Source organism: Micromonospora sp. WMMD735, assembly GCF_049178995.1.
In the GTDB taxonomy this organism is placed as follows: domain Bacteria; phylum Actinomycetota; class Actinomycetes; order Mycobacteriales; family Micromonosporaceae; genus Micromonospora; species Micromonospora wenchangensis.
This window is the reverse complement of the sequence record NZ_JBMHMJ010000002.1, coordinates 199783-225400: the sequence shown is the minus strand read 5'-3', so window position 1 is coordinate 225400 and position 25618 is coordinate 199783. Positions and strand designations below refer to the sequence as shown.

19 protein-coding genes are annotated in these 25618 nt (G+C 72.3%); 14 read left to right on the top strand and 5 right to left on the bottom strand.

Going from position 1 to position 25618, the window contains the following annotated elements; translation table 11 throughout:
- Positions 1-19: 19 nt before the first annotated feature.
- Together ACN268_RS01385 and ACN268_RS01380 are read right to left on the bottom strand one after the other, a co-directional pair.
- Positions 20-853 carry a class I SAM-dependent methyltransferase gene (locus ACN268_RS01385; protein ID WP_421481338.1) on the bottom strand — a complete coding sequence of 278 codons (834 nt, stop codon included), beginning with the start codon at positions 851-853 and terminating at the stop codon, positions 20-22.
- Positions 854-974: 121 nt separating this feature from the next.
- Positions 975-1958: a helix-turn-helix domain-containing protein gene (locus ACN268_RS01380; RefSeq protein WP_421481337.1), complete on the bottom strand. Its 984-nt coding sequence runs from the start codon at positions 1956-1958 to the stop codon at positions 975-977.
- A 158-nt stretch (positions 1959-2116) separates the two neighbouring features.
- Between ACN268_RS01380 and ACN268_RS01375 the strand changes: the two genes are divergently transcribed.
- The 13 genes from ACN268_RS01375 to ACN268_RS01315 all read left to right on the top strand — a co-directional run bounded on the left by ACN268_RS01375 (position 2117) and on the right by ACN268_RS01315 (position 21321).
- Positions 2117-4039 (top strand): RiPP maturation radical SAM C-methyltransferase, encoded by a 1923-nt coding sequence (locus ACN268_RS01375; RefSeq protein ID WP_421486789.1) that lies wholly within the window; start codon positions 2117-2119, stop codon positions 4037-4039.
- 49 nt (positions 4040-4088) lie between these two features.
- Positions 4089-4229: a bottromycin family RiPP peptide gene (gene botA / locus ACN268_RS01370; RefSeq protein WP_204925177.1), complete on the top strand. Its 141-nt coding sequence runs from the start codon at positions 4089-4091 to the stop codon at positions 4227-4229.
- Between the two features lie 94 nt (positions 4230-4323).
- Complete coding sequence (locus tag ACN268_RS01365; RefSeq protein ID WP_421481336.1) at positions 4324-5457, top strand: hypothetical protein; 1134 nt, start codon at positions 4324-4326, stop codon at positions 5455-5457.
- The gene (locus ACN268_RS01360; protein WP_363791938.1) at positions 5390-6718 is read left to right on the top strand and encodes a YcaO-like family protein; all 1329 of its coding nucleotides are present in this window, start codon (positions 5390-5392) and stop codon (positions 6716-6718) included. Before ACN268_RS01365 ends, ACN268_RS01360 begins: the two co-directional genes overlap by 68 nt.
- Positions 6715-8616: a RiPP maturation radical SAM C-methyltransferase gene (locus ACN268_RS01355; protein ID WP_421481335.1), complete on the top strand. Its 1902-nt coding sequence runs from the start codon at positions 6715-6717 to the stop codon at positions 8614-8616. The genes ACN268_RS01360 and ACN268_RS01355 overlap by 4 nt, the downstream gene beginning before the upstream one ends.
- On the top strand, positions 8603-9406 hold the full coding sequence (locus tag ACN268_RS01350; RefSeq protein WP_421481334.1) for an alpha/beta fold hydrolase: 804 nt from the start codon (positions 8603-8605) through the stop codon (positions 9404-9406). The genes ACN268_RS01355 and ACN268_RS01350 overlap by 14 nt, the downstream gene beginning before the upstream one ends.
- The gene (locus ACN268_RS01345) at positions 9403-10803 is read left to right on the top strand and encodes a hypothetical protein (protein ID WP_421481333.1); all 1401 of its coding nucleotides are present in this window, start codon (positions 9403-9405) and stop codon (positions 10801-10803) included. The genes ACN268_RS01350 and ACN268_RS01345 overlap by 4 nt, the downstream gene beginning before the upstream one ends.
- The gene (locus ACN268_RS01340) at positions 10793-11986 is read left to right on the top strand and encodes a cytochrome P450 (protein ID WP_421481332.1); all 1194 of its coding nucleotides are present in this window, start codon (positions 10793-10795) and stop codon (positions 11984-11986) included. The genes ACN268_RS01345 and ACN268_RS01340 overlap by 11 nt, the downstream gene beginning before the upstream one ends.
- 7 nt (positions 11987-11993) lie before the next feature.
- Positions 11994-13937, top strand: a complete 1944-nt coding sequence (locus ACN268_RS01335; RefSeq protein WP_421481331.1) for a RiPP maturation radical SAM C-methyltransferase — start codon at positions 11994-11996, stop codon at positions 13935-13937.
- A 133-nt stretch (positions 13938-14070) separates the two neighbouring features.
- Positions 14071-14625 (top strand): DUF2087 domain-containing protein, encoded by a 555-nt coding sequence (locus ACN268_RS01330; protein WP_421481330.1) that lies wholly within the window; start codon positions 14071-14073, stop codon positions 14623-14625.
- 12 nt (positions 14626-14637) lie between these two features.
- A complete protein-coding gene (locus ACN268_RS01325; RefSeq protein WP_421481329.1) occupies positions 14638-16038 on the top strand; it encodes a leucyl aminopeptidase family protein in 1401 nt (466 codons plus the stop codon).
- A gap of 288 nt (positions 16039-16326) precedes the next feature.
- The gene (locus ACN268_RS01320) at positions 16327-19164 is read left to right on the top strand and encodes a PQQ-dependent sugar dehydrogenase (RefSeq protein ID WP_421481328.1); all 2838 of its coding nucleotides are present in this window, start codon (positions 16327-16329) and stop codon (positions 19162-19164) included.
- 51 nt (positions 19165-19215) lie between these two features.
- Positions 19216-21321, top strand: coding sequence for a ThuA domain-containing protein (locus ACN268_RS01315; protein WP_421481327.1), 2106 nt, complete (start codon positions 19216-19218; stop codon positions 21319-21321).
- Between the two features lie 146 nt (positions 21322-21467).
- On the opposite strand, the gene ACN268_RS01310 is transcribed toward ACN268_RS01315, so the two are convergent.
- The 3 genes from ACN268_RS01310 to ACN268_RS01300 form a co-directional block, all read right to left on the bottom strand.
- Positions 21468-23060: an MFS transporter gene (locus ACN268_RS01310; RefSeq protein WP_421481326.1), complete on the bottom strand. Its 1593-nt coding sequence runs from the start codon at positions 23058-23060 to the stop codon at positions 21468-21470.
- Between the two features lie 80 nt (positions 23061-23140).
- Positions 23141-23914, bottom strand: coding sequence for a class I SAM-dependent methyltransferase (locus tag ACN268_RS01305; protein ID WP_421481325.1), 774 nt, complete (start codon positions 23912-23914; stop codon positions 23141-23143).
- On the bottom strand, positions 23911-24867 hold the full coding sequence (locus ACN268_RS01300) for an NAD(P)/FAD-dependent oxidoreductase (RefSeq protein WP_421481324.1): 957 nt from the start codon (positions 24865-24867) through the stop codon (positions 23911-23913). The genes ACN268_RS01305 and ACN268_RS01300 overlap by 4 nt, the downstream gene beginning before the upstream one ends.
- 97 nt (positions 24868-24964) lie before the next feature.
- Here ACN268_RS01300 and ACN268_RS01295 point away from each other — a divergent pair, with 97 nt between their 5' ends.
- Positions 24965-25561 (top strand): helix-turn-helix domain-containing protein, encoded by a 597-nt coding sequence (locus ACN268_RS01295; RefSeq protein WP_421481323.1) that lies wholly within the window; start codon positions 24965-24967, stop codon positions 25559-25561.
- Positions 25562-25618: the final 57 nt, after the last annotated feature.

Below are 25618 nucleotides of genomic sequence, written 5' to 3'. Positions count from 1 at the left end.
GGGGCCGGCAGTTCCCCGGTCAGGGGAAGGCGAAGCGCGAGAGGTGTCCGACGCCGCGCGAGACCGGCAGCTTCGCCAGCACCTTGGTGTCGAGCAGCAGCCGCAGCCGCAGGCCCAGAGGCAACCGTCGGTGGTCGTCCGGGTCGGCGGTGTCGTAGGCCCTGACCGACTCGACCAGCCGCAGGCCCGGGACGTCCTGCGGCACCTCGCGCGGGTCGTCGATGCCCCAGCGCATCTGCGCGCCGGTCTGTCGCATCACCGGTAACGGTCCGCTCAGGCGCACGGTGGCCCGGGAGTACGAGTCGAAGGCGATCTCGCCGCCGAGCGGGAACCGGGCCACGATGGTGCGCAGCATCCGCGGGCCGTCCTGGGCACCGAGGTACATGGCCAGTCCTTCACCGAGCACCAGCACCGGCCGGTCGGTCGGGATCTCCGTCAGCCAGCTCTCCTCGACCACCGAGGCACCGAGGGTGCGGCAGCCCGGACGCGCGGGATAGAGCGCGTCCCGCAGGGCGATGACCTCGGGTTGGTCGATGTCGAACCACCGCACCCCGGGACCAGGGGCAAGCCGTTGCGCCCGCCCGTCGAGGCCACAGCCCAGATGCAGCACGGTGGCCTCGGGGTGGGCGTCGAGGAACCGCCGGGTCCAGCGGTCGAAGAACCGTGTGCGGAGGGCGACACCGACAGCGGTCGCCGGTTGGATCTGCAACTTCGCGAAGTCGTAGTCCAGCTTGTCGAGGATCCCGGCCGCAGTGTGGTCACCGAGTATCGGGTGCGGTGATCGGGCGTCGACGGCCCGCGCGCAGAGGGTGGCGAGCGTCGTCTCCGCCGCTCCGGTCAGCGATACCTTCATTCCACATCCCCAGTCGGGTGGACGCGGGTCCCATGGCACGGGTGGACGGTGCGGCGGGGGCCGGCAGTGGCGGCACACCTGGTGTGGATCTCCGGCCGCAGGTCGATGCTATCGATGCCGGCTACGGTAGGCAAGGAAGCATTGACTTTCCGTCACCATCTTCCGTCCGCTGTGGATCCGCCCGCCACATCCGACCGGCCTGGTGGGCCCCTCCGACACACCGGCGCACCAGGAGCCTGAGTTCTGCGGTGCCGGGATGGTCGCGGACACCCGGTGCGGTCAGCCACCGGTCGGCCAGGACCGGCCACGGGGCGCACGGGGGGATGACCTGGTGACGGAAGCGCCGGCGTCGGGCCAGCCAGCGGGCCACCGCCCGCGCCTCCGCCCCGGGGCGATCGGCGCGGAGCACGTGCAGCGTCCCGTCCGGCACCGCCGCCTCCACCTCGGCCAGGAACGGGATCAGCCGCCGGGCCGGGCCCGACGCACCGCCCGCCGGGCCCGGCCCGGCGACGCTGTGCAGCGCCGGCGGGGCCATCACCGCGGCGGGGGCGGCGACGCCCGTGGCGTCCGGATGATCCACGGCGAGAACCAGGGTGCTCTCCCGACCCGCCAGGTGTACGCCGACCACGCCACGCACGGCGGCCACGAACCCCGGATCGGTCACCAGCCGCCACGCGCGCACCCGGTCCGCCCGCAGGCCGTACTCGCGCCAGATGCGCGAGACCGTGGTCTGCGAGACACCCGTGGCGGCCGCCAGTGCGCGGGTGGTCCAGCGCTCGCCGGTGGGCGGCGGCAGGTCGAGGGTGGCGACCACCACCCGGTGTACGAGGTCGGTGCCGATCGTGCGCGGGGCGCCCCGGCGCGGCTCGTCAGCGAGGCCGGCGAGCCGGTGGACGGCGAACCGGTTGCGCCACTTGCGGACGGTCTCCCGGCAGACCCCGAGTCGTTGGGCCACCTCGGCGGTGGTGTCCCCGGCGGCGCAGGCGAGGACGATGCGGGCGCGTAGCGCGAACGCGGATGTCCCGGCCGGAGTCCGGGCCAACTGCTCCAGCGCGATGCGCTCTTCGGTGGAAATGTGGTAGCCGTCGTCGGCGACAAAGGTCATGGAACATCCCGCCAACGAACTTGAAACTCATCGGCTGAATCTCCGCACGTCGAACGTGGTTCTGGGGATGAGTGATCACCGAATGGGACTTGACGGACGCGCTGCGTAGTAGTGAACATGAGTCCAGAATGACACATCGATCGAGGTGGTGATCGGTCATCAAACCACGCAGAGTCTCACTTGTATCAATGCCGTGGAACAGCGCGACACGACCGTCCATTCAGGTGGGAATTCTACGTTCGGTGGCCGAGGCCGAGGGCTGGCAGGTCGACTCCCATTACGCCTACCTCGACTTCTATTCAATGGCTCCGAAGATTCTCGGGCTGTCCGACGACGACTGGGCCCAGGCGTACGAACTCATCGCCGAGCGGCTCTACCACCTGTCGGTCGGCGACTGGATCTTCAGCCGACGCGGTGCGGCGCCCGAGGAGCGGGCGGCCTACGTCGACCTGCTGCGCTCCAAGCGGGTGGACGAGACCAGCATCGGGGTGATCGACGCGCTGCGGGCGGTGGCCGAACGGCACGTCGCCGCCACGACCGAACGGCTGCTCGCCGCCGAGCCCCAGGTCATCGGGTTCACCAGCATGTTCAGCCAGAATGGTGCGACCCTGGCGGTGGCCGAACGACTCCGCGAGGCGGGCTACACCGGGACGATCGTGTTGGGCGGCAGCAACTGCGAGGGCTCGATGGGCCGCGCGCTGCTGGCCAACTTCCCAGCCCTGGACGCCGTGGTCGACGGGCCGGGCGAGGAGGCGCTCGCCGCCCTGCTCGCCCAGGTGGCGGCAGATCAACCGGTGCGCTCGGCGGGCCGCCTGGTGGCGCGCGGGGAGGGGACCGCCCAGGTCGCCGAACTGATCCCCGCCGACCGGTTGACCGTTCCCATGCCCAACTACGACGGATTCTTCGAGCAGTTGTCGACGGCCGGTCTCGACCGGCTGGAACCGGATGTTTCATTGCCGGTGGAATTCTCACGCGGCTGCTGGTGGGGGGCCAAGACGCACTGCACCTTCTGTGGCCTGAACGGGGCCACGATGCGCTACCGAAGCAAGCACCCCGACTCGGTGGCCGGCGAACTCCGGCACCTGATGGACCAGTACGGCGTGCTCGACTTCTTCGCGGTGGACAACATTCTCGACCTCGGTTATCTGGATACCGCCCTACCGGCGGTCGAAGAACTGCGGTCGGACCATTCCCTGTTCTTCGAGGTGAAAGCCAACATGGAGTGGGCGGACATCCGCCGCATGCGTCGGGCCGGGGTGCGTTCGGTGCAGCCGGGCATCGAGAGCCTGAGCACCGAGGGGCTGCGGGCACTCCGCAAGGGTGCCACCGCCTTCCTGAACGTACGGTTCCTGCTCGGCTGTGCCGAGTACGGGGTGCGGGCGGACTGGAACATCCTCACCGGCTATCCCGGGGAGGCGCCGGCGTCCATTCTGGCCCAGATCGATCTGGTCGCCTCCCTGTCACACCTGGTACCGCCGCACGTGACCCTGATCCGCTTCGACCGCTTCAGTCCCTACGTGGAGTCCCCGGCCGAGTACGGGCTCACGTTGACCAAACCGTTCCCCGGCTACCGCTTCGCCTACCCGGCGCTGTCCGAGTCGGACCTGTGGAACATCGCCTACCACTTCGAGGGTGAGTTCACCGACGACCCCCGCAACGTCGAGTTGCGCCGCCGGTTGGCCGCACGCATCCGGCTCTGGCGCAGCCGTCACGGGGAGGCGTCCTTCACCTACCGGCTCGGCTTCGCCAGCGTCGTGCTCGACGACCGGCGGCCCGGCCTGCCACCGCAGCGGGTCACCCTGAACGGGGACTCGGCCCGACTGTTCCGTGCGGTGATCGGAGGTACCCGGTTCCGGGATCTCCAGGCCCAGGGGTGGGACGGGCCACGCTGGGACGCCGCGCTCGAACTGTTGCAGTCCTGGCAGCGGCGGCGCTGGGTGTTCGTCGAGGGCACCAAGGTGATCGCCCTGGCGGTGCGCTGGCGACCCTCGGCCTACCGCACGCCGCCGGCCAAGGGCACGCCGAAGCGCGTCCGGACCCAGGTCCCGCTCACCCTCTCCAGCCCCGCCACGCGTCGCTGACGTGGTGGCGGTGGACCACCGTCCGTACGACGCCCAGAAGGGAGGAAACATGGGACCGGTTGTCGTGTTCGACTGCATGACCGCAGATTTCCTGAACGACGACCCCAACAACGCCGAGCTGAGCGAGCTGGAACTGCACGAGCTCGAGACGTGGGGGGCCTGGTCGGACGAGGCCGAGCCGACCACGTGAGTCGGCCGGCGTGAGCCGCCCAGCGGACGCGTCCTGACCTGACCGGCGGGGCGTGACCAGTCGACGGGCGAGCGGGTCCGGGAGGAGGGTGATGATGACCGTGACAGCGGTGGTGACGTGCATGTTGCGCAGGGTCGAGTACCAGGCGTTCCCTGCGGAGCAGACGATCACCGTCCGGTGTACGGCCGTCGCCGACACGGCGCTGGCCCACGGCTACGGCACTGCCGTCACCGAAGCCGTCGCACGGCGTAAGGCACTGTCCGAAGCCGTCGAGCGCATGCTCGCGTGTACTCCCTTCGCCCTGCTCGCCCGCCCGTCGACCAGCCGGGCCACCGCAGCCGACGCGCGGTCCGGCCCCGACGGTGCGCGTACGGTCCCACCGGGATGCCGGCTGCGCCGCTACCGGGCGCTCGACGGTGGACCGGACCTGGCGGTCCCGCTCTTCTGGTCCGCGCCGTGGGTGGCGGGCACGGAGTTGGCCGAGGGGACCCTCACCCCGCCCGTGGCGCGACTGTCCAGCACGATCGGCTGGGCGGTGGCGCCGACACCCGACGCGGCGCTGCGGGGGGCGGTGCTGGAACTGACCGAACTCCTCGACCACGGCGCCTTCCTCTACCGGTCACTCGCCGTCACCCCGGCCGGACGCTGCGGTACGGCGGCGACTGACCGGGCCGAGGTGGAGACGATCCCCCTCTCCTTCGTCGGGGGTACCCCGGTGGTGCTGGTCGTGGCCCGAGCCGGCCGGCGGATGCCCGCGACGGGCCTGGGCGCGGCGCAGACCGTCGCCGCCGCCACCGAGCGCGCCCTGCTGGAACTGGCACAGGCCGAGACCATGTGGCGGGCCAACGAGACGGCGGTACCGGCCGAGCGGTACTTCCTGCGTCGCTTCGAACGCTGGCCCCTGCTGCTACGGTGCGCCACCCTCGACTTCGAACCGGTCCCGGCCCCCGTCCCCGGCCGGCCTCCCGAAGCACCCGAGCAGGAGTTGGCAGCCGCCGGTGTACGGGTCTGGGCCGACACCGGGGAGCTGGCGGTCACCGCGCCCGAACTACCGACCACCCGGCTGCACTTCGCGCACGCCGTCTCCCGACCACAGCCGCTCCTGGGCCTCGTCCGCGCGGGCGTTCCCGTCTTCGACATGGGAGAAGTGAGGAAGATCCTTGACGACCGAGTACGCAGACAACGACCTCTTGACCGCCGTCCTGCAGGGCGGGGCACAACGCGATGACGTCCCACCGGAACGGGAGACGCCCATCGGCACCGCCCTCACCGCCGTGCGCGACTGGCTGACCGCCGAGCGGCTCACACCCGACATCCGCAGGTACGGCCCGGACACCGCACCCACCTACGAGGTACGTCTGCACGACGCCGACGGCGTGCTCTGTTCCCGCAGCTCCGGCAAGGGCCTCGGCCACCGGAGCCTGGCGAGCGCCCTGTTCGAGAGCGCCGAGCACTACCACCTGGACTGGCGGCGCGACGCGGGCGGCGGCTGGAGTGGCTTCATGCCCGGCCGGGCGGTGGCCGGGCAACCCACCGCGCGCCGTTCGGCGCTGCTGCGGCGGCTGGGCGGGATCATGCCGGACTCCTCGGTCTTCACCCGCGACTATGTTCCGGTCGCTACCACCCTCGGGCAGGACGGCGGCAGCTCCCACCGCCAGCCGGTGTTCCTGCGCGACGGGGGCTACCAGAACTGGCCGCATCCGCAGGACGACGGAGCCTTCCGTCCGCTGTGGCACTACACCTCGAGCGCCGGCTACGCCGCCGGCACCACTCTGCACGAGGCGTTGGTCCATGCGATCAACGAGGTCATCGAGCGGGACGCGTGGTCCTGTCAACTCGCCCGCAGCTACTTCGGCCTCGGCGAGCCCGGCCTGGTGGTGGTCGATCCGGCGACGCTCACGACGGAGCTGCGGGCCCTGGCCGACGACGTGGAGGAGCTGACCGGCGCGCCGATCCTCATCGTGTCGATCACCTGCGACACCGGGGTGCCCGCCTACGTGGTCTGCGACGGCAGCGCCGACGAGGTGATCCGTCTCATCGGCAGCGGCGCCTCGCCGGTGCGCGCCTACGCCCTCCAACGCGCGTTGCTGGAGTATCTCCAGGTACGCACCATGTTCCAGCACGGGCCGGTGAACGCCGACACCGAGGCGGGGCAGATCACCTCCGCACTGGCCCGCTATCCCCGGCACCTGGCCGCCGCCCGCTTCGACGTCCGCACGTTGCCCCGACGCACCGAGCCCTTCCGTCCCGAGGACGGGCTGCCCGTCGAGGCCACGCCCGAGCAACTGCTCCGCCATCTGGTTGATCGGCTGGCCGCGGTCGGGGTGCACGCCTACCACCGGGTGCTCACCCGACCGGGGTCGATCACCGTGGTCGACGTGGTGGCACCGGGGCTCGAACTGCTCGACAAGGCACGTGCGGGTTACCCGGTGCTGCCGACCGGGCGGCTCGGTGCGGCCATGGCCGGGCAGGGAGGCGCACGGCCATGAGACTCGTCCTCGTCGCGCCCCCGTGGAACAGCCTCTACCGGCCGTCCATCCAGGTCGCCTCGCTGATCGCATTGGCCGCCGGGTCCGGGGGCGGTCCCGTGACCGCCGAGTACATCTACCTGGACTGGTTCGAGTTCGCCGTCAAGGAGCTGGACTGCGAGCCGGCGCGGTTCGCCGCCGTCTACGACACCATCGGCGAGGAACTCTACGGCCTCGGCGTGGGTGACTGGATCTTCGGGCGCGGCCTGCCCGCGGCGCGCGACGAGGACGAGGAGGCCGCCCGTGCCGAGTACGCCGGATTCCTCCGTGCCCGCGGCGTCTCCGCCGAGTTGGTGGACCTCGTGCTGGCGATGCGTGCCAGCGCGCCCCGGTTCGTCGCCGACACCGCCGACCGGCTCCTGGACACCGGCGCGCAGGGGTTCGGATTCACCACCTCGTTCAGCCAACTGGTGCCCGCCCTGGCGGTCGGCCGGGCCATCAAGGACCGGGCCCCCGACCGGCTGGTCTTCCTCGGCGGCGCCAACTGCGACCGGCCGATGGGTGAGGCGGTCATGCGCGCCTACCCGTTCGTGGACCTGGTCGTGCAGGGTGAGGGGGAGGCCGCGGTCGCCGCGCTGTGCGCGGCCGAGGACCCGAGCGTGCCGATCTCGGCACCGGGGGTGGTGACCCGCGCCGGCACCCGGCTGGTGGTCAGCACGCCGGTGGTGCAGTCGGTCGACGCCGTGCCGGTGCCCCGCTACGACGACTACTTCCGCCGGCTGGCGGAGCTTCCCTGGAGCGAGCTGATCCGTCCCCACGTGGCGCTGCCGTTCCAGATGTCGCGCGGCTGCTGGTGGGGCGAGAAGATGCACTGCACGTTCTGTGGCGAGAACGGCAGCGGCATGCCGTACCGCAGCAAGCCGGGCCGGCAACTGGTGCACACCCTGCGTGAGCTGACCGAGCGGCAGGGGGTGCTCGACACGTACGCGGTGGACACCATCCTCGCCAAGGACGACAACGGACTGGCCGAGCTGGCCGAGGCCGAGGTGGACGTGACCACCTTCTTCGAGGTCAAGGCGAACCTGGGACCCAGGGCGCTCGGGCAGCTGCGGGCGGCCGGGGTGATGACCGTGCAGCCGGGCATCGAGAGCCTCAGCACCGGGTCGCTGAAGCTGCTCCGCAAGGGTGCCACCGCCTTCCACAACCTGCGTTTCCTGGTGCTCTGCCGCGAGCTGGGCATCGAGGTCGGCTGGAATCTACTCTCCGCGATGCCCGGGGAGCAGGCGGAGATGCTGGAGGAACAGCTTCGGCTGATCCCCTTCCTGTCGCACCTGGACCCGCCGTCCACGGTGAGCAAGGTCCGCGTCGACCGCTACAGCCCCTACTTCGAGAGGCCGCAGGAGTTCGGGATCGAGCTGCGCGGACCCGAGGCGAAGTACCGTTTCGTCCACCCGGGCGACGACGTGGACCGGGCGACGCTCGCCTACTCGTTCGACCACGCCGAGCCGGACGCCGCCGACGGCGCGCTGCTGCTGACCCTGCGCCGGCGGCTAGGCGCCCGGGTCGGACTGTGGAAGAAACTGCACCCGCAGAGCCGCTTCACCTACCGCCTCGGCCCCAGCGTCACGGCGGTCCACGACCATCGTCCGCACGTCGGACGGGGTCGGGAGGTGCTGCGGGGCTGGGAGAACGTCCTGTTCCGTGGGCTGACGCACGGGGGTCGGATCACCGGGTCGGTGGCGGCGGCCGTCGAGGCGGGTGCCACACCGGAGCAGGCCCACGGGAAGCTGGCCGAGTGGTCCGTGCGCGGCTGGGTGTTCCTGGAGGCGCCGCAGGGGCTGGTCCTGGCCGTACACGACAGCGGGCGCGACGAACTGGGTCGGGCGATGGCCTTGGGAGGGCGTAGTGCAGCAGCGTGACCTGGAACCGTTCGAGACCACGTCCGCCGACGGCGCCCGGTTGCACGGCATGCGCAGGCCGGGGACGGGGACACCGGTGGTGCTGGTGCACGGGGTGGCGATGGACTGGCGGATCTGGGCCGACTCGGGGTTCCTCGACGCCGTTCCCGACGCCGACCTGCTCGCCCTCGACCTGCGGGGGCGGGGGGCCAGCGAACGCGTCGGCGTGCCGCAACGGCACGGTATCGACAGGCACGTCGAGGACGTCCGGGCGGTGATGGACCTCTTCGGGCATCCCGAGTACACGGTGTTCGGTGTCTACTTCGGCGGGCGGACGGCCCTGCGGGTCGCCGCGGACGATTCGAGGGTGACCCGGGCGTACTCCTTCTGCGCGCACGCCGAGGAGGTGGAACTCCCCGACGACGCGGTCGAGCAGGAGGCGGCGGCGATCGAGGCCCCCGACGGACACCGCTACCTGACCGACCACTTCCACCGGGTCGGCGCGCCCGACTGGATGGTCGACGCGTGCCGTCGGGTCGACCTGCCGGAGCTGGCGGCGGTCACCCGTGGCCTGTGGTACGGCTCTGCCCGGGCCGTCCAGCGTCGGGACCCGGGCCAGGAACTCGTGCTCGTCACCGCCGGGGGCGACCCGGAACTCGACGTCTTCACCGCGGGTGAGCGCCGCCTCGGTGCCCGGATCTGGTTGGTCGACAGCCCCACCCGGGTGCGGGCGGCCCACCGCCTCGCCGAGGTGGGAGCGCGCGTGGCGACCGAGGCCGCCGGGCAGGCCGCTGGTACGGGTGCCCGATGACGCCCAGCCAGGACGCGCAGTGGCGGCTGCGGGTCGGCCTGCTGCCCGCCGGCGATCCGCAGGCCGACGCGTTGCGCGCCCTCGCGACCCGGCCCCGCGCCCACCGCATTCCCGCCGTCGCGCCGGTCGGGCCGGACACCGGCCGCCCCGGACCGGTACGGGATCTGGTGGTCGAGGACGGAGTCCTGGCGCACGGGCCGCCCGGTGACGGACCGGCCCGGTGGTACGCCCTGCCGGGCTTCGTGGACGCGCACGCGCACGTGTCGTCGTCCGGCGATCTGGTCGGTCTGCTCACCCACGGCGTGACGTCGTACCGCCAGATGTGGGGCGAGCCCGCGCACCGCTACGTGGCGGGCGTGCACCGGGCCCGGACCGCCGTGGTGCCCCGCGCCTGGGTCAGCACGGCGGTGGTCGACGGCCCGACCACCCGGGTGCCGGGCGGGGCGATGGTGGTGGACGACCGGCACTCGGCCGACCACGTGCTCAACGAGGCGCTCGGCTTCGGCTTCGACGGCATCAAGGTCTATGACGACGTGGAACCCGCCTGGTTCGCGGCGATCACCGCCGCCGCCGACCGGGTGGGTCTCCCGGTGGTCGGACACGCCCCCGAACGGGTGCCGATCGCCGAGGCGCAGGCCGCGATGTGGTCCACCGAACATCTCTACGGTCTGGTGCCCAACATCTTCCGGCTCCCCGGTGACCGGCGGTGGCAGGTCCTTTCCGCCGCCCTCGACCGGGTGGAGGCGGAGGCCGCCGCCCGGGTCGAGGGGTACGCCGGACGTTTCGTCTGTCCCACCCTGGTCACCTGGCGGGCGTTGACCGGCGAACGGCGGTGGACGCGTCCCTCGCCCACCGCCCTGGCGCTGGCCGACGCGGGTCGGACGCAGGCCTGGACCGTGGCCGCCCGCGGGGCCCTCGCTCTCGACCGCGCCGCGGCAGCCGAGCGTGGCGGGCTGGTGGACCGGCTCGGTGGCCTGGTCCGCGCCGTCGCCGACGCGGGGGCACGCGTGCTGGTCGGCACCGACTGCGGCAACCCGTTCGTGGTGGCGGGCCCGTCGTTCCACAAGGAGCTGGCCGAGTTGTCCCGCGCGGGAATCCCCTTCGCCGCGGTGCTGCAGGCGGCCACCGGAGCGGCCCACGCCGCGATGCGTCGGGGCCCGGCCGCGACCACCGAGGCCGATCTGGTGCTCTACCGGCGGCTGCCGACCACGGTGGCCGACCTCACCCGTCCCGACGCCGTCCTGGTCGACGGCGTCCTGCTCGACGCCGGGGATCTCGACGAACTCTGGTCCCTGCGACTGACCACCGCCGGGCTGAACGCCGGGGTCTGGCCCCGGGGCGGGCTCGACCCGGTGCCCGCCCTATCACGGGAGAAGGAGAGAGCTGGTGCAGGCTGACAGGTGCCCGGTCACCGGGGCCACCGCCGCGACGGCGAGGGACTCGGTCGACTTCGACTTCTTCGCCGCGCCGCAGGCGTACCGGCGCGTCGCGGCGGAACACGCCCGCGACGGCGCGTTCCACAGCTCGCACGGCGGCAGCTTCTGGGCCCTGTCCACCTACGAGGGGATCTGCGCCGCGTTCCGCGACGAGGACACCTTCAGCGTGTCCCGGGTCAGCGCCGCCGAGGGTGCCGAGGACGAGCGCTGGATCCCCCTGACGATCCAGGGTCGCGCCCACACCGAGTGGCGGCGACACCTGGCGGCCTGGTTCACCCCGCAACGGGCGCGGGATCTGACCCCCGCGATCAGGGCGAACGCCCGGCGGCGCATCGAGGCGTTCGTCGACCGGGGCGAGGTCTCCTTCTCCGACGAGTTCGCCCGCCCGTACGTGCTGGAGAACCTCATGCTGGCGGTCGGGTGGCCGCGGGCGGACCTCGATCACCTGCTCGCCATCAACGTGGCGATGATCCGGTCCCGGGAGGCGCCGGACCCACGCCAGGCGTTCAACGCCGAGACCGCGTTCCCCGCGCTCCAGGAGTACGTGCGGCGGCACGTGGCGCGGCGTCGTGCGGAGCCGGTCGAGGCAGACCTGACCACCGCCACCTTCGACTGGGACATCGACGGTTCCCCGGTCAGCGACGCCGACCGGGAGTCCCTGCTCACGGTCCTCTTCCTGGCCGGGGTCGACTCCACCGTCAACCACATGGCCAACGGCATCCAGCATCTCGCCCACCACCCGGGGGACCGGCGCCGGTTCCTGCGCGAGCCGCAGATCCGGCCGGCTGTGGTGGAGGAGTTCCTCAGGGTGAACTCCTGCATGTATCCCGGTCGGCTGGCCACCCGGGAGGGTGCGGGCGGGGTCGCGTCCCGGGGCGACACGGTGCTGCTGCCGCTGGCCCTGGCGAACTACGACCCGGCGGTCTTCCCGGACCCGGAGCGGGTCGACTTCGACCGGACGCAGAATCCGCACATCGCCTTCGGCACCGGTCACCACCAGTGTCTCGGTGCCGCCTACGCCCGCGCGCAGATCCTCACCGCCTGGGAGGAGTGGCACGAGATGATCCCCGACTACCGGCTGCCCGAGCCGACGGCGGAACCACCCTTCCTCCGTAACGTCTACGACCTGCGCATCATCTGGTGATGACGTGATGAGCGACGCTGGCCGCGCGGCACTCGTCTCGATGCCCTGGAACAACGTCCACCGCCCGTCGATCCAGATCGGCACCCTGCGGGCGGTGGCCGAGGCGGAGGGCTGGGAGGTGGTTTCCGACTACGCGTACCTCAGCTTCTACGCCCTGGCCGGACGGATGCTCGGGCTGTCCCCGGACGACTGGGCGGCGGCCTACACGCGGGTCGCCGAGGGCCTCTACCACCTGTCGGTCGGCGACTGGGTGTACGCCCGGCGGGCGGCCGGCGACGCCGAGCGTGCCGCCTACTACACGCTGCTGCGGGAGCGGGGGATCACCGAGCGGGAGATCGCGCTGGTCGACGCGTTGCGCGCGGTCGCCGACCGGCACGTGGTCGAGACCGCCGAGGGGCTGCTCCGGGCCGCGCCGCAGGTCATCGGGTTCACCACGACGTTCAGCCAGAACGGTCCGACGCTCGCGGTCGCGGAACGGCTCCGGGCGCAGGGGTACACCGGGACCATCGTGCTCGGCGGCAGCAACTGCGAGGGGCCGATGGGCCGTACCCTGCTGGCGAAGTTCCCGGCGGTCGACGCCGTGGTGGACGGGCCGGGCGAGGACGCCTTCGTCGCGTTGCTGCGGCAGGTCGCGGCGGGTGGCCCGCTCGCGGCGGCCGGTCGCCTGGTGGTACGCGGGCAGGACGCCGCGGCCACGTCCCGGGCGCTGCCGGCCCGGCGTACCACCGCGCAGCTCGTGGTGCCCCGGCCCAACTACGACGGCTTCTTCGAGCAGTTGCGGGAGGTCGGCCTGCATGCCCTGGAGCCCGACATCACGCTTCCGGTGGAGTTCTCCCGGGGCTGCTGGTGGGGGGCGAAGACGCACTGCACGTTCTGCGGGCTCAACGGTGCCACCATGGAGTTCCGCAGCAAGCACCCGGATTCGGTGGCCGAGGAACTGCACCACCTGATGGACCGGTACGGGGTGCTCGACTTCTTCGCCGTGGACAACATCCTCGACCTGGGCTACCTGGAGACGGCGCTGCCCCGGGTGGAGCAGATGCGCACGGACCACTCGCTCTTCTTCGAGGTGAAGGCGAACATGGACTGGGCGCAGATCCGGGCGATCCGGCGGGCGGGGGTGCGTTCGGTCCAGCCCGGGATCGAAAGCCTCAGCACCGAGGGACTGCGGGCGTTGAAGAAGGGCGCCACCGCGATGCAGAACGTCCGGTTCCTGCTGGGCTGCGCGGAGTTCGGGGTGCTGCCGGTGTGGAACATCCTCACCGGGTATCCCGGGGAGACCCCCGCGTCCCTGCTGTCCCAGCTCAACCTCGTGGCCTCGCTGACCCACCTGGAACCGCCCGACGCGGACATCCTCGCCGTGCACTTCGACCGGTTCAGCCCGTACGTGGAACGGCCCGGGTCGTTCGGGTTGACCCTGTCGCGTCCCTTCCCCGGTTACCGGTTCGCCTATCCCGGGCTCTCCGACGAGGAACTCTGGGACATCGCGTACCACTTCGAGGGTGACTTCCACGACGACGCGCGCAACGAGGAGCTGCGCCACCGGTTGGCCGCCCGGGTGCGGCTGTGGAAGGCGCACCGGCACACCGCCCGTTTCACCTACCGGCTCGGCTTCAGCTCGGTCGCCCTCGACGAGCAGCGGCCGGGTCTGCCGGCGGGTCAGACGGTCCTCACCGGTGACGAGGCGCGGCTGTTCCGTGCCCTGATCGGGGGTACCCGCTTCCGCGACCTGCAGGCCGGGCACTGGTCGGGCACGCGCTGGGAGCCGACACTGGAGTTGCTGCACGCCTGGCAGCGCCGACGTTGGGTGTTCATCGAGGGGGCCAAGGTGATCGCCCTGGCGGTGCGGCACCGTCCCTCGGCGTACCGCACACCACCGGCGCAGAGCACTCCCCGCCGGGCCCGGACGCAGCCGCCCGTCGTGTTGGAGACGCCGACGGTCCGGGGTTGAGTCGACGGCCGTGGCACCGGCGGTTCGGCCGGCGTGACGGGATGCGACTGCTAGGTTATCGACAGTGGACAGATCCGGGAGAGGTCCGGTCGTGGTGAACGGTCCGCCCGACGACGCAGAGGTGAGGTGTCCGGTGCCCCCGGCCGACGAAGAGCCGCAGTCCGACTCCGCTGACCGTCCGCCGTCCTGCGGGGACATCGTCGGCCTGCTGGCCGAGCCGGCCCGGCGGTCGGCGTTCGCCGCGCTCGTGCTCGGGGCACGCACCGTGGGGTCGGTGTCCGAGCAGACCGGGCTCACCCCCAAGGCCACCGCGGGCGCCCTGCGTCGGCTGGTGGACGGCAGGATCGTCGCCGAGGACCGGGCCACCAACACGTACGCCCTGGTGGACGACGCCTTCCGCCGTGCGGTCCAGGCCGAGGTCCGGGTTGCCGGCCGCAGTGGCGGGGACGGCGCGGGGGCCTACTTCCGTCGTGGCCGCATCACCGCCATCCCCGCAGACGCCGAGGTGCGGGCCCGGGTGCTGGCCGTGGTGGTCGACACCTTCTCCCCCGGAGAGGTCTATCCCGAGGCCCGGGTCAACGCCCTGTGCGGCGAGTGGTTCGACGACTGGGTGGCCCTGCGTCGTGCCCTGGTGGACGAGGGGCTGCTCACGCGCAACCAGGCCGGCACCGCCTACGAGCGCGCCTGACCCGTGCCGGGCGTGATCGTGACCCCGGTCGCCGATGCCCGGCCCGCCGACGTGGTGGCCCTGCCCTGGCACCACGGCACGCGCCCGGGGACGTTCGCCCTGCGTCGCGGGTTCACCGGCCGCGCCGGTCAGGTCGTCGCCGAACCGGGCCCGGACGATCGGGTGGTGCTGCTCAACGTCGGCCTGGGTCCCGCCGGGGCAGCCACCCCGGCGACCTTCCGCCGGGCGGCGGCCGCTGCCGTCCGGGCCGCCGGCCCAGCCCGTACCCTGCGGCTGGACCTCGCCGAGACGACGGAGGGCCCGGTGTCCGCGGGTTCCCGTGCCCGTGCGGTGGCCGAGGGTGCGGTGCTGGCCGCCTACCGCTACGACCGCCACCGCAACGGTGCCGCTCCGCCCCTGGGTGAGATCACCATCCGCACCGCGCACCCCGGTGCGGTGGCCGAGGGCGTCGCGGTCGCCGATGCCGTCTGCCTCGCGCGGGATCTGGTGAACAGTCCCGGCGGCGCACTGGGCCCGACGGAGTTCGGCCGGCGCGTCGCCGGCCTCGCCGGTGGTGCGCTGTCCTGCGTCGTGCACCACGGCGAGGCGCTGCACACCCTGGGCATGGCGGGCCTGCTGGCGGTGGCCCGAGGTTCGGCCGAGCCGCCGTGCCTGGTGGAACTCCGGTACGACCCTCCGGCGCCCGGACGAAGCGTCACCCTGGTGGGCAAGGGGATCACCTTCGACTCGGGCGGGCTCTGCCTGAAGAGCCCACCCGAGATGCGGACGATGAAGGCCGACATGGGCGGGGCCGCAGCCGTCGTCGGTGCGGTCTGCGCCGTGGCTGCCCTGCGCCTGCCGGTGGGGCTGCGGGCGCTGCTCCCGCTCGCCGAGAACATGCCCGGCCCGGCGGCCCTACGCCCGGGGGACGTCGTCCGGCACGCCGACGGGACGACCACGGAGGTCCTGAACACCGACAACGAGGGCCGGGTGGTGCTGGCCGACGCTCTGCTGCTGGCCCGCGACCCGGCCCCGGACGTCCTGATCGACGTGGCGACCCTGACGGCGGCGGTGCCGCACGCGCTCGGGACCCGCGCGGCGGCCTACTTCGCCCGGGACGATGCGCTGGCCGCCGAGGTGTCGGCCGCCGCCGCCCGGTCCGACGAGCTGTTCTGGCGTCTCCCGCTGTGGGAGTCCGAGCGGCGTCACCTCAGATCGTCGGTGGCGGATCGGGCGAACGCCGCCTTCCGCCCTGGCGACGCGATCCAGGCGGCGCTCTTCCTCCGGGAGTTCGTGGGGCCACGGCTCCCCTGGGTCCATGTCGACCTCGGGGCAGCCGCGTTCAACGACGAGGCCGCCTTCGACGAGACCCCGCACGGGGGCACGGGCTTCGGGGTACGGACCCTGGTGGAGTTTCTACGCGGTCCGCAGTAGGGCGGCCCCGGTCGCGGCTGGGCGCGATGGCTGGTTCATGCCGGTGGACGCGTCCCCCGTGCCGCGTCGGCGTGGACTTTTCGCGGTTCGAGCGAAAGTCGGTCGTGATTCGACAGAAGGCATGGACAGCGGAATCGAAACAGCTTAATGTCTTCGCCATCACGCAAGTGTTTCAGCGAGGTGAACCGGCGGCGCGGTGATCCATCGACCCCCTCCCCCGCTACGGCATCCGGCGCGACGGCGCGCGCCCGCCCTGGCAATCGAACGTCAGGAAGGGACGGACAGCCAGTGTCCTCACACCATGGCGCGTTCGGCCGGCGAACGGCGTCGGTCAGCTCCGCACTGCTCCTGGTCGCCGCCGCCGGGCTGCTCGCCCTCGGCAGCCCGGCCCCCGCCCAGGCCCACACCATCAACCCCACCGACTTCCAGCAGGTCACCCTGGCCAAGGGGGAGCCCGAGGTCGGCGAGCCCATGACCATCGCGGTGCTGCCCGACCGGTCGGTGCTGCACACCGCCCGCAACGGCACCCTGCGGCGCACCGACGCGGCCGGCACCACCACCGTGGTGGGCACGATCCCCGTCTACACCCACGACGAGGAGGGCCTGCAGGGCGTCGGGGTGGACCCGAACTTCACCACCAACCGGCACGTCTACCTGTACTACGCCCCGCCGCTGTCCACCCCCGCCGGGGACGCCCCGGCCACCGGCACGGACTTCTCCGCCTGGCAGGGCGTGAACCGGCTGTCCCGGTTCACCCTCAACGCCAACTGGACGCTGAACACGTCCAGCCAGGTCACCATCCTGGACGTGCCGGCCGACCGGGGCATCTGCTGCCACGTCGGCGGGGACATCGACTTCGACGCGGCCGGGAACCTGTACCTGTCGACAGGCGACGACAGCAACCCGTTCGACTCCGCCGGCTATTCGCCGATCGACGAGCGGACCAACCGCAACCCCGCGTACGACGCGCAGCGCAGCGCGGCCAACAGCAACGACCTGCGCGGCAAGATCCTGCGGATCAGGGTGAACGCGGACGGCAGCTACTCGATCCCGGCCGGGAACATGTTCGCCCCGGGCACCGCACGGACCCGCCCGGAGATCTACGCGATGGGGTTCCGCAACCCGTTCCGGATGAGCGTGGACAGGGCCACCGGGGTGGTCTACGTCGGCGACTACGGCCCGGACGCCGGCACCACCGGCGCGCGCGGCCCCAGCGGGCAGGTCGAGTTCAACCGGGTGACCGGGCCGGGCAACTACGGCTGGCCGTACTGCACCGGCACCAACACCGCCGCCGAGACGTACGCGGAGTGGGACTTCGCCGCCGGGACCGCGGGTGCCAAGTACAACTGCGCCGGTGGGCCGACGAACAACTCGTTCCGCAACACCGGCCTGCCCACCCTGCCCGCGGCACAGCCGGCCTGGATCCGCTACGCCGGTGACGCCGGCACCCCGGCGGAGTTCGGCGGCGGCTCCGAGTCACCGATGGCCGGCCCGGTCTACCGCTACAGCGCGTCGAACCCGTCCACCACGAAGTTCCCGCAGTCCTTCGACGGCCAGTTCTTCGCCACCGAGCTGGGCCGGGGCTGGATCAAACCGATCCACGTCAACGCCGACGGCTCCCGGGGCGCCATCGACGCGTCGTTCCCCTGGAACGGCAAGCAGGTGATGGACTCCACGTTCGGCCCGGACGGCGCGCTGTACGTCCTCGACTACGGCACCGGCTACTTCAACGGTGACGCCAACTCGGCGCTGTACCGGTACGACTACGTCGGCGGTGGCAACCGCGCGCCGACCGCCGTCGCCGCCGCCGACCGGACCTCCGGGGCGGCCCCGCTCACGGTGGCCTTCTCGTCGGCCGGGTCCTCGGACCCGGAGGGTGGGGCGCTGACCTACTCGTGGGCGTTCGGTGACGGCACCACCTCCACGGCGGCCAACCCCAGCAAGACGTTCACCGCCAACGGCACCTACGACGTCACCCTGACCGTCCGTGACCCGCAGGGCGCGACCGGCACGGCCAGCGTGCAGATCGGCATCGGCAACACCGCCCCGACGGTCACCATCACCGGCCCGGCGAACGGTTCGCTGTTCTCCTACGGCGACACGGTGCCGTTCAGCATCACCGTCACCGACCCGGAGGACGGCACCATCGACTGCACCAGGGTGAAGATGACCTACGTGCTCGGCCACGACCAGCACGGCCACCAGATCACCGCGAAGAACGGCTGCTCCGGCACGATCACCATCCCGGTCGACGGCGAGCACGACGACGCGGCGAACATCTTCGCGATCTTCGACGCCGAGTACACCGACGCCGGTGGGCTGACCACCCACCGGCAGCACACCCTCCAGCCGCGCAAGCGCCAGGCCGAGCACTTCAAGACCTCGTCCGGGATCACCGTCTACGACAAGACCCCCGCCGAGGGTGGCAGGACCGTCGGCAGCATCGACAACGGCGACTGGATCGCGTTCGAGCCGTACCGGCTGGACAAGGCCACCTCGTTCAGCGCCCGGGTCTCCTCCAACGGTGTCGGCGGCACCCTCCAGGTGCGGACGGGTTCACCCACCGGCACCGTGCTGGGTCAGGCGACCGTCCCGGTCACCGGCGGCTGGGAGACCTTCACCACCGTCACCGGCACCCTCTCCGGCGCGCCGGCCAGCACCGGCACGCTCTATCTCACCTTCGCCGGGGGCACCGGGGCGCTGTTCGACCTCGACACGTTCACGTTCGTCACCGGCGGCACCGCCGGTACCGGGCCGATCGTCGGGCTCGGCGGCAAGTGCCTCGACGTCCGCAACGCCGCCACCGCCGACGGCACCCAGATCCAGATCTACACCTGCAACGGCACGGCCGCCCAGACCTGGACGGTCACCCCGAACAGCACCGTCAAGGCGCTGGGCAAGTGTCTCGACGTCTCCGGCGGTGGCACCGCCGACGGCACCAAGATCCAACTCTGGACCTGCAACGGCACCGCGGCGCAGAACTGGTCCGCCCAGGCCGACGGCACCCTGCGCAACCCCCAGTCCGGCAAGTGCCTCGACGTGTCCGACAACAGCGCCACCGACGGCCAGGCCGTCCACCTCTGGACCTGCCTGGCCGCCGCCAACCAGAAGTGGACCCTGCCGTGACCCGGCAAGCGGGGCACCCGGCACCCTCCTCCACCCGTCCGGGAGAGTGACATGCGCAGACTCCTTCGATCCGTCCTCGGCGCGGTGACCGCCGCCGCCGCGGTGCTCGCCGTCCCGACGCCGGCCGGTGCGGCCGACGCCCCGTACGACGTGCTGGTGTTCTCCAAGACCGCCGGGTTCCGGCACGACTCGATCGCCGTCGGTATCCAGGCGATCCGGGAACTCGGCACGGCGAACGGTTTCACCGTGACCGCGACCGAGGACGCGTCCCGGTTCACCGCCGCGAACCTGGCCCAGTACGAGGCGGTGGTCTTCCTCAACACCACAGGTGACGTCCTGGACGCCGCACAGCAGTCCGCCTTCGCGTCGTACGTCGACGGCGGCGGCGGGTACGTCGGCGTCCACGCCGCCGCCGACACCGAGTACGGCTGGTCGTACTACGGCAGCCTGGTGGGGGGCTACTTCGCCTCGCACCCGGCCATCCAGCAGGCCAACGTCCGCGTCGAGAACCGGGCGCACCCGGCCACCGGGCACCTGCCGCAGACCTGGACCCGCACCGACGAGTGGTACAACTTCCAGACCAACCCGCGCTCGGGTGCCCGGGTCCTCGCCACCCTGGACGAGTCGTCGTACTCGGGCGGCTCGATGGGCGGTGACCATCCGATCTCCTGGTGCAAGACGGTCAACTCCGGCCGGTCGTTCTACACCGGCCTGGGACACACCCAGGGGTCGTACGCGGAGGCGGCGTTCCGCAGCCACCTGCTCGGCGGCATCCGGTACGCGGCCGGCCGGGCGAAGGCCGACTGCCGCCCGGAGACCGGCTACGTCACCCTCTACGACGGGTCCACCACCGGTTGGTCGCAGGCCGGTCCGGGCAGCTTCGGCAACGCCGACGCCACCCTCACCTCCGTCGGCGGCATGGGCCTGTACTGGTACAGCGCCAGGCAGTTCACCAACTACTCGCTGAAGCTCGACTGGCGGATGGCCGGCGACGACAACTCGGGCGTCTTCATCGGCTTCCCGCCGTCGACCGACCCGTGGTCGGCGGTCGACAACGGGTACGAGATCCAGATCGACGCCACCGACGCCGCCGACCGCACCACCGGCGCGGTCTACACCTTCCAGTCCGCCGATCTGGCCGCCCGGGACGCCGCCCTGAACCCGCCGGGAGAGTGGAACACCTACGAGCTGCTGGTCGAGGGGGAACGCCTCCAGGTCCTCCTCAACGGGCGGAAGATCAACGACTTCACCAACACCGACCCGGCCCGCTCGCTCGCCGGCCACATCGGGCTCCAGAACCACGGCACGGGCGACGACGTGTCGTTCCGCAACGTCCGGATCAAGGAGCTGGGCGGTACGCCGGGCGGCACCACCACCGTGCAGGCCGAGGCGTTCGGCTCGGCCAACGGGGTCAGCGCGTTCACCAAGGCCGGGGCCAACGGCGGGCAGACCCTCGGCTACGTCGACCCGGGCGACTGGGCCGCGTACCCCGGTCTCGACCTGACCGGGGTCACCTCGCTGCGGGCCCGGGTGGTCTCCGGTGGGGCGGGCGGCACCATCGGCATCCGGACCGGCTCGGCCACCGGCCCGCTGCTCGGCCAGGTGGCGGTGCCCAACACCGGAGGCTGGAGCACGTACGCCGACGTCGGCACCACCCTGGCCGGGGTGCCCACCGGTACGCAGACCGTCTACCTGACCTTCACCGGCTCCGGGACCGGCCTGTTCGACGTGGACGACTTCACCCTGGTCCGGGGCGGCGGAACCCCCGGCACCCCGGGGACCGGGCCGGTCGTCGGGCTCGGCGGCAAGTGCCTCGACGTCCGCAACGCCGCCACCGCCGACGGCACCCAGATCCAGATCTGGACCTGCAACGGCACGGCCGCCCAGACCTGGACGGTCACCCCGAACAGCACCGTCAAGGCACTCGGCAGGTGCCTGGACGTCTCCGGCGGCGGCACCGCCGACGGCACGAAGATCCAACTCTGGACCTGTAACGGCAGCGGTGCCCAGAACTGGTCCGCCCAGACCGACGGCACCCTGCGCAACCCCCAGTCCGGCAAGTGCCTGGACGTGTCCAACAACAGCGCCACCGACGGCCAGGCCGTCCACCTCTGGACCTGCCTGGCCGCCGCCAACCAGAAGTGGACCCTCCCGTGACCCGGTAGCGGGCAGGCCGTGCCCCCGCTGTCCGTCCGACAGCGGGGGCACGTCGGGTCTTCGGCCCGACGGCGGCGGATGGCCGTCCATCGCCGTCCGGCCGGCGAGCTGCGACACGTACGCGAAGGTGGTGCCGCGTACCGGTGTCAGCCGACGGTGACGTCGCTCGTCGACGCCGGTGCGGCCACCGGCGTGCCGGGTACGGCCCGTCGCGGGCCCCGGGCCAGGACGTACCCGAGGAGGACCACCATCACGGCGGTGCCCACCCACATGGCCTGCTGCCAGCCGTCCACGAAGGACTCCTGGGCGGCACGGACCAGTGCGGGTGCCTGGGCACCGGCGGCGTCGGAGGCGGCGATGGCGGTGGCGATGCCCTCGCGGGCGGCGTCGGCGGTGTCGGCGGGGACCGTGCCGAGGCGGGTGTCGACGGCACTGCGGTAGCCGGCGGTGAGGACCGCGCCGAGCAACGCGACGCCGAGCGCGGTGCCGAACTCCCGGGTGACGTCGTTGAGGGCGGACGCGACACCCTGGCGGTCGCGGGGCAGGGCGGAGGTGATGGCCTCGGTGGACGGGGTCTGGGTGAGGCCCATGCCGAGTCCCATGGCGAGCATGCCGGGCAGGATCGCCGGGTAGCCGCCGTCGACGGAGACGAGGGTGGCCATCAGGGCCAGGCCCGCGCCGCCGAGCACGATGCCGGTGGCCATGGTGGCGCGGACCCCGGCCCGGGCGGCCACCCGCGGGGCGAGGCCGGAGGACAGCATCATCGTCGCCGCCATGGGCATGAGCGCGAGGGTGGCGCGCAGGCCGGACCAGCCGAGGACGGCCTGGAAGTAGGGGAACAGAACGACGAAGATCCCCGCCTGGACGCCGAAGAGCGCCAGCAGCGCCAGCGAGCCGCTGGCGAGGCGTCGGTCGCCGAACAGCCGCACGTCGAGCAGGGGTGCCGGCCGGCGTAGTTCCCACACCACGAAGCCGATCGCGGCGACGACACCGACGAGCAGGCTCGCCGTGGTCAGCGGCGCGGTCCAGCCGTGGACCGGGCCCTCGTGCAGGACGTAGATGAGGGCGGTCACGGCGACCACGGACGTCAGCGACCCGACGACGTCGAAGCGGTGCCGCGTCTGCTCGCGGGAGTTCGGGACGGCCCGCAGGGCCGTGCCGGCGGCGGCGACGACGAGGACGACCGGCAGCAGGAACAGCCACCGCCAGTTCGCCCAGTCGACGAGCACCGCGGACAGGTACATGCCGAGGATGCCGCCGCCACCGGCGACGCCGGTCCAGATGCCGATCGCCTTGGAGCGTTCCCCGTCGGGGAAGGTGGAGGTGATGACGGCCAGCGTGACCGGCATGATCATCGCGGCGCCGACGCCGGCGAGCAGCCGGGCGGCGATCATCATCGTGGCGGAGGTGGCCAGGCCGGCCGCCGCGCTGGCGACGCCGAACAGGGCCAGGCCGGCGAGCAGGATCGGCTTGCGGCCCACCCGGTCGCCGAGCGCGCCGAGCGGGAGCAGCAGCGCGGCCAGGCTGATGGTGTAGATGTTGATCATCCACAGGACGGTGCTCTGCGACGCGTCGAACTCGACGGCGACCTGCGGCTGGGCGACGTTGAGCCCGGAGACGGAGGCGATGACCGCCATCAGGGCGATACACACCGCGACCAGGATGGCGCGGCGTCGGCGCGGGTCGTGGACCGTCGCGTCGGGGCCGTTCACGTGGGACAAACTGTCGGGCGAGGACATGCGCGGGTTTCCTTTCGAGGGCGCGGTTCGGTACGGCGCCGGGGGTGGACCTCGGTCCCGGCGTCGCGGCGAAGAGGAGGTCAGGGGCGGCGGGTGGCGCGTACGACGACGTCGTGCAGGGTGGCCGTGCGTCCGCCGGGCCCGGGAATGCCCCGGTGGTGTTCCTCGGCGGTGCGGATCTCCCACTCGGCCACGTCCAGGCCGGCGATGATGTCGGTGAGGGTGACCGTCGCCTCGGCCGGATGGTGGTGCCCGTGGCCGCCGGAGTGCGGCGTGTGCAGGTGGCCGCCGGAGTGCGGCGTGTGCAGGTGGCCGCCGGAGTGCGGCGTGTGCAGGTGGCCGCCGGAGTGCGGCGCTTGCCCGTGGCCGCCGGAGTGCGGCGCTTGCCCGTGGCCGCCGGGGTGCGGCGTGTGGCCGTGGCCGACGATCAGTAGGGTGCCGCCGGCCGCCACCCACCCGCCGATGCGCCGGTAGAACGCGAGGTGCGGCATCGCGGGGTGCGCGTAGTGGGTGGTGACCAGGTCGAAGCGGACGCCCGGCTCCCAGCCGGTCAGGTCCGCCTCCACCCACCGGATCGGCGGTCCGGTCAGCCCGGCGGCGCTCGCGCGGTCGGCGGCCCGGGTCAGCGCCTCGGCGGCGATGTCGACGGCGGTGACCTGCCAGCCACGGGTGGCGAGCCAGATCGCCTCCGCGCCGGCACCGCATCCGGCGTCCAGCGCGGTGCCCGGTGCCAGGCCGGCGGCCCCCCGGGCGAGGTACGGGTTCGGCGGGTTGCCGGCCATCGAGCCGGGCCCGTGCCCGGCCGTGGGCTGCCAGTGCCGTTGCCAGTAGTCCTGGTCGAAGCGGTGCGTCATCGGATGGCCTCCGCGTCCAGCAGGCGGGCGACCGCCCGGTCGGTGTCCTCGGCGACGAGGTCGGCGTTGAGGTGCGCGGCGGCGCGTGCGCCGTCGGCGGCGGCCGCACCGACCTGGGCGGACAGGTCCCTGGTGTTGCCCGCCACCCACACCCCGGGCACCGGGGTGCGACCGGTCTCGTCGGCGGCGACGAAGGACCCGGCCGGGTGCGGTGTCGCGGTGACGCCGATGCCGGCGAACACCTCGGCGCGGGCGACCATCCGCGACGCCACCGCCACGGTCTCGACCGGCACGATCCGGTCGTCGAGGCGGACGCCGGCCAGGCGGTCCTCGACGATCTCCAGTCCGGCGACGCGGCCGGAGATCACGGGAATGCCGAGCGCGTCGAGTTTCACCCGGTCCTGCCCGTCGAGTTCCTGGTCGTGGAGGAAGAACCGCACGTCGTCGCTCAACTGCCGGAACAGCAGCGCCTGATGCGTCGACATCGGTCCGGTGGCGAGCACCCCGATCGTCCGGTCTCGCACCTCCCACCCGTGGCAGTACGGGCAGTGCAGCACGTCCCGCCCCCACCGTTGCCGCAGCCCCGGGATCTGCGGCAACTCGTCGACCAGGCCGGTGGCGATCAGCAGCCGACGTCCGTGCAGCACGGCCCCGTCGCGCGTGCGCACCGCGAACCCCCGTGGGGTACGCGACACGTCGTCCACCTCGGCCGTGACGACCTCCGCGCCGTAGCGGGTGGCCTCGGCGCGGCCCCGGCTGAGCAGTTCCCGTGGGCTGAGCCCGTCCAGCGCCAGCAGGCCGTGTACCGCCTGCGCCGGCGCGTTGCGCGGCGCTCCGGCGTCGACGACCGTCACCCGCCGCCGCGACCGCGCCAGGATCAGCGCCGCGCTCAACCCTGCCGCGCCGCCACCGACCACCACGACGTCCCTGACGATCTCCTTCGACTCGACCATCCGACCTGTCCCTTCCCCGTCTCCGCCGGTCATGAGGTGATCCTGCGACCGCCGAGGAAAACCCGCAAAGATTCTTGCCGAATGGCAAAATGGCCTGGTGGACGAGAACCTGAACCGCACCCTCGACGCGGTCGGACCCCGGCTCAAGCAGCTACGGCTGCGCCGCAACATCACCCTGACCGACCTCGCCGAGGAGACCGGCATCTCCGCCAGCACCCTGTCCCGGCTCGAAGCGGGCCTACGACGTCCCACCCTCGAACAACTGCTCCCGCTCGCCCGCGCCCACAGCGTCACCATCGACGAACTCGTGGACGCTCCGCTGACCGGTGACCCCCGGATCAACCTGCGACCCGTCGCCGCCGCCGACGGCGTGACCATCCTGCCGCTGACCCGCCGGCCCGGCGGCATCCAGGCCTACAAGTTCGTCCTGCCGGCGGGCGACGACGACCGCGTGCCCGACCTGCGCACCCACGAGGGGTACGACTGGGTCTACGTCCTCAACGGCACCCTGCGTTTGGTCCTCGGCGACGACGACCTCACCCTGCACCCGGGGGAGGCCGCCGAGTTCGACACCCGCACGCCGCACTGGTTCGGCGCGACCAGCTCAGGGCCCGTCGAGTTCCTCAGCCTCGTCGGCAGGCAGGGCGAACGCGCCCACGTACGCGCCGCACCACGACCGGGCACGACCGCGTGACCGGGCTCGTCCCCCGCGAGAGCTACCCGCAGGTGTCCACCGCACGGTGACGATTCC

Bases quoted from the DNA above. Each gene is read 5' to 3' on its own strand.
- ACN268_RS01335 (WP_421481331.1), top strand. From the start codon at position 11,994: ATGAGCGACGCTGGCCGCGCGGCACTCGTCTCGATGCCCTGGAACAAC.
- ACN268_RS01300 (WP_421481324.1), bottom strand. From the start codon at position 24,867: ATGGTCGAGTCGAAGGAGATCGTCAGGGACGTCGTGGTGGTCGGTGGC.
- ACN268_RS01380 (WP_421481337.1), bottom strand. From the start codon at position 1,958: ATGACCTTTGTCGCCGACGACGGCTACCACATTTCCACCGAAGAGCGC.
- botA (WP_204925177.1), top strand. From the start codon at position 4,089: ATGGGACCGGTTGTCGTGTTCGACTGCATGACCGCAGATTTCCTGAAC.
- ACN268_RS01355 (WP_421481335.1), top strand. From the start codon at position 6,715: ATGAGACTCGTCCTCGTCGCGCCCCCGTGGAACAGCCTCTACCGGCCG.
- ACN268_RS01345 (WP_421481333.1), top strand. From the start codon at position 9,403: ATGACGCCCAGCCAGGACGCGCAGTGGCGGCTGCGGGTCGGCCTGCTG.
- ACN268_RS01385 (WP_421481338.1), bottom strand. From the start codon at position 853: ATGAAGGTATCGCTGACCGGAGCGGCGGAGACGACGCTCGCCACCCTC.
- ACN268_RS01365 (WP_421481336.1), top strand. From the start codon at position 4,324: ATGACCGTGACAGCGGTGGTGACGTGCATGTTGCGCAGGGTCGAGTAC.
- ACN268_RS01310 (WP_421481326.1), bottom strand. From the start codon at position 23,060: ATGTCCTCGCCCGACAGTTTGTCCCACGTGAACGGCCCCGACGCGACG.
- ACN268_RS01315 (WP_421481327.1), top strand. From the start codon at position 19,216: ATGCGCAGACTCCTTCGATCCGTCCTCGGCGCGGTGACCGCCGCCGCC.
- ACN268_RS01305 (WP_421481325.1), bottom strand. From the start codon at position 23,914: ATGACGCACCGCTTCGACCAGGACTACTGGCAACGGCACTGGCAGCCC.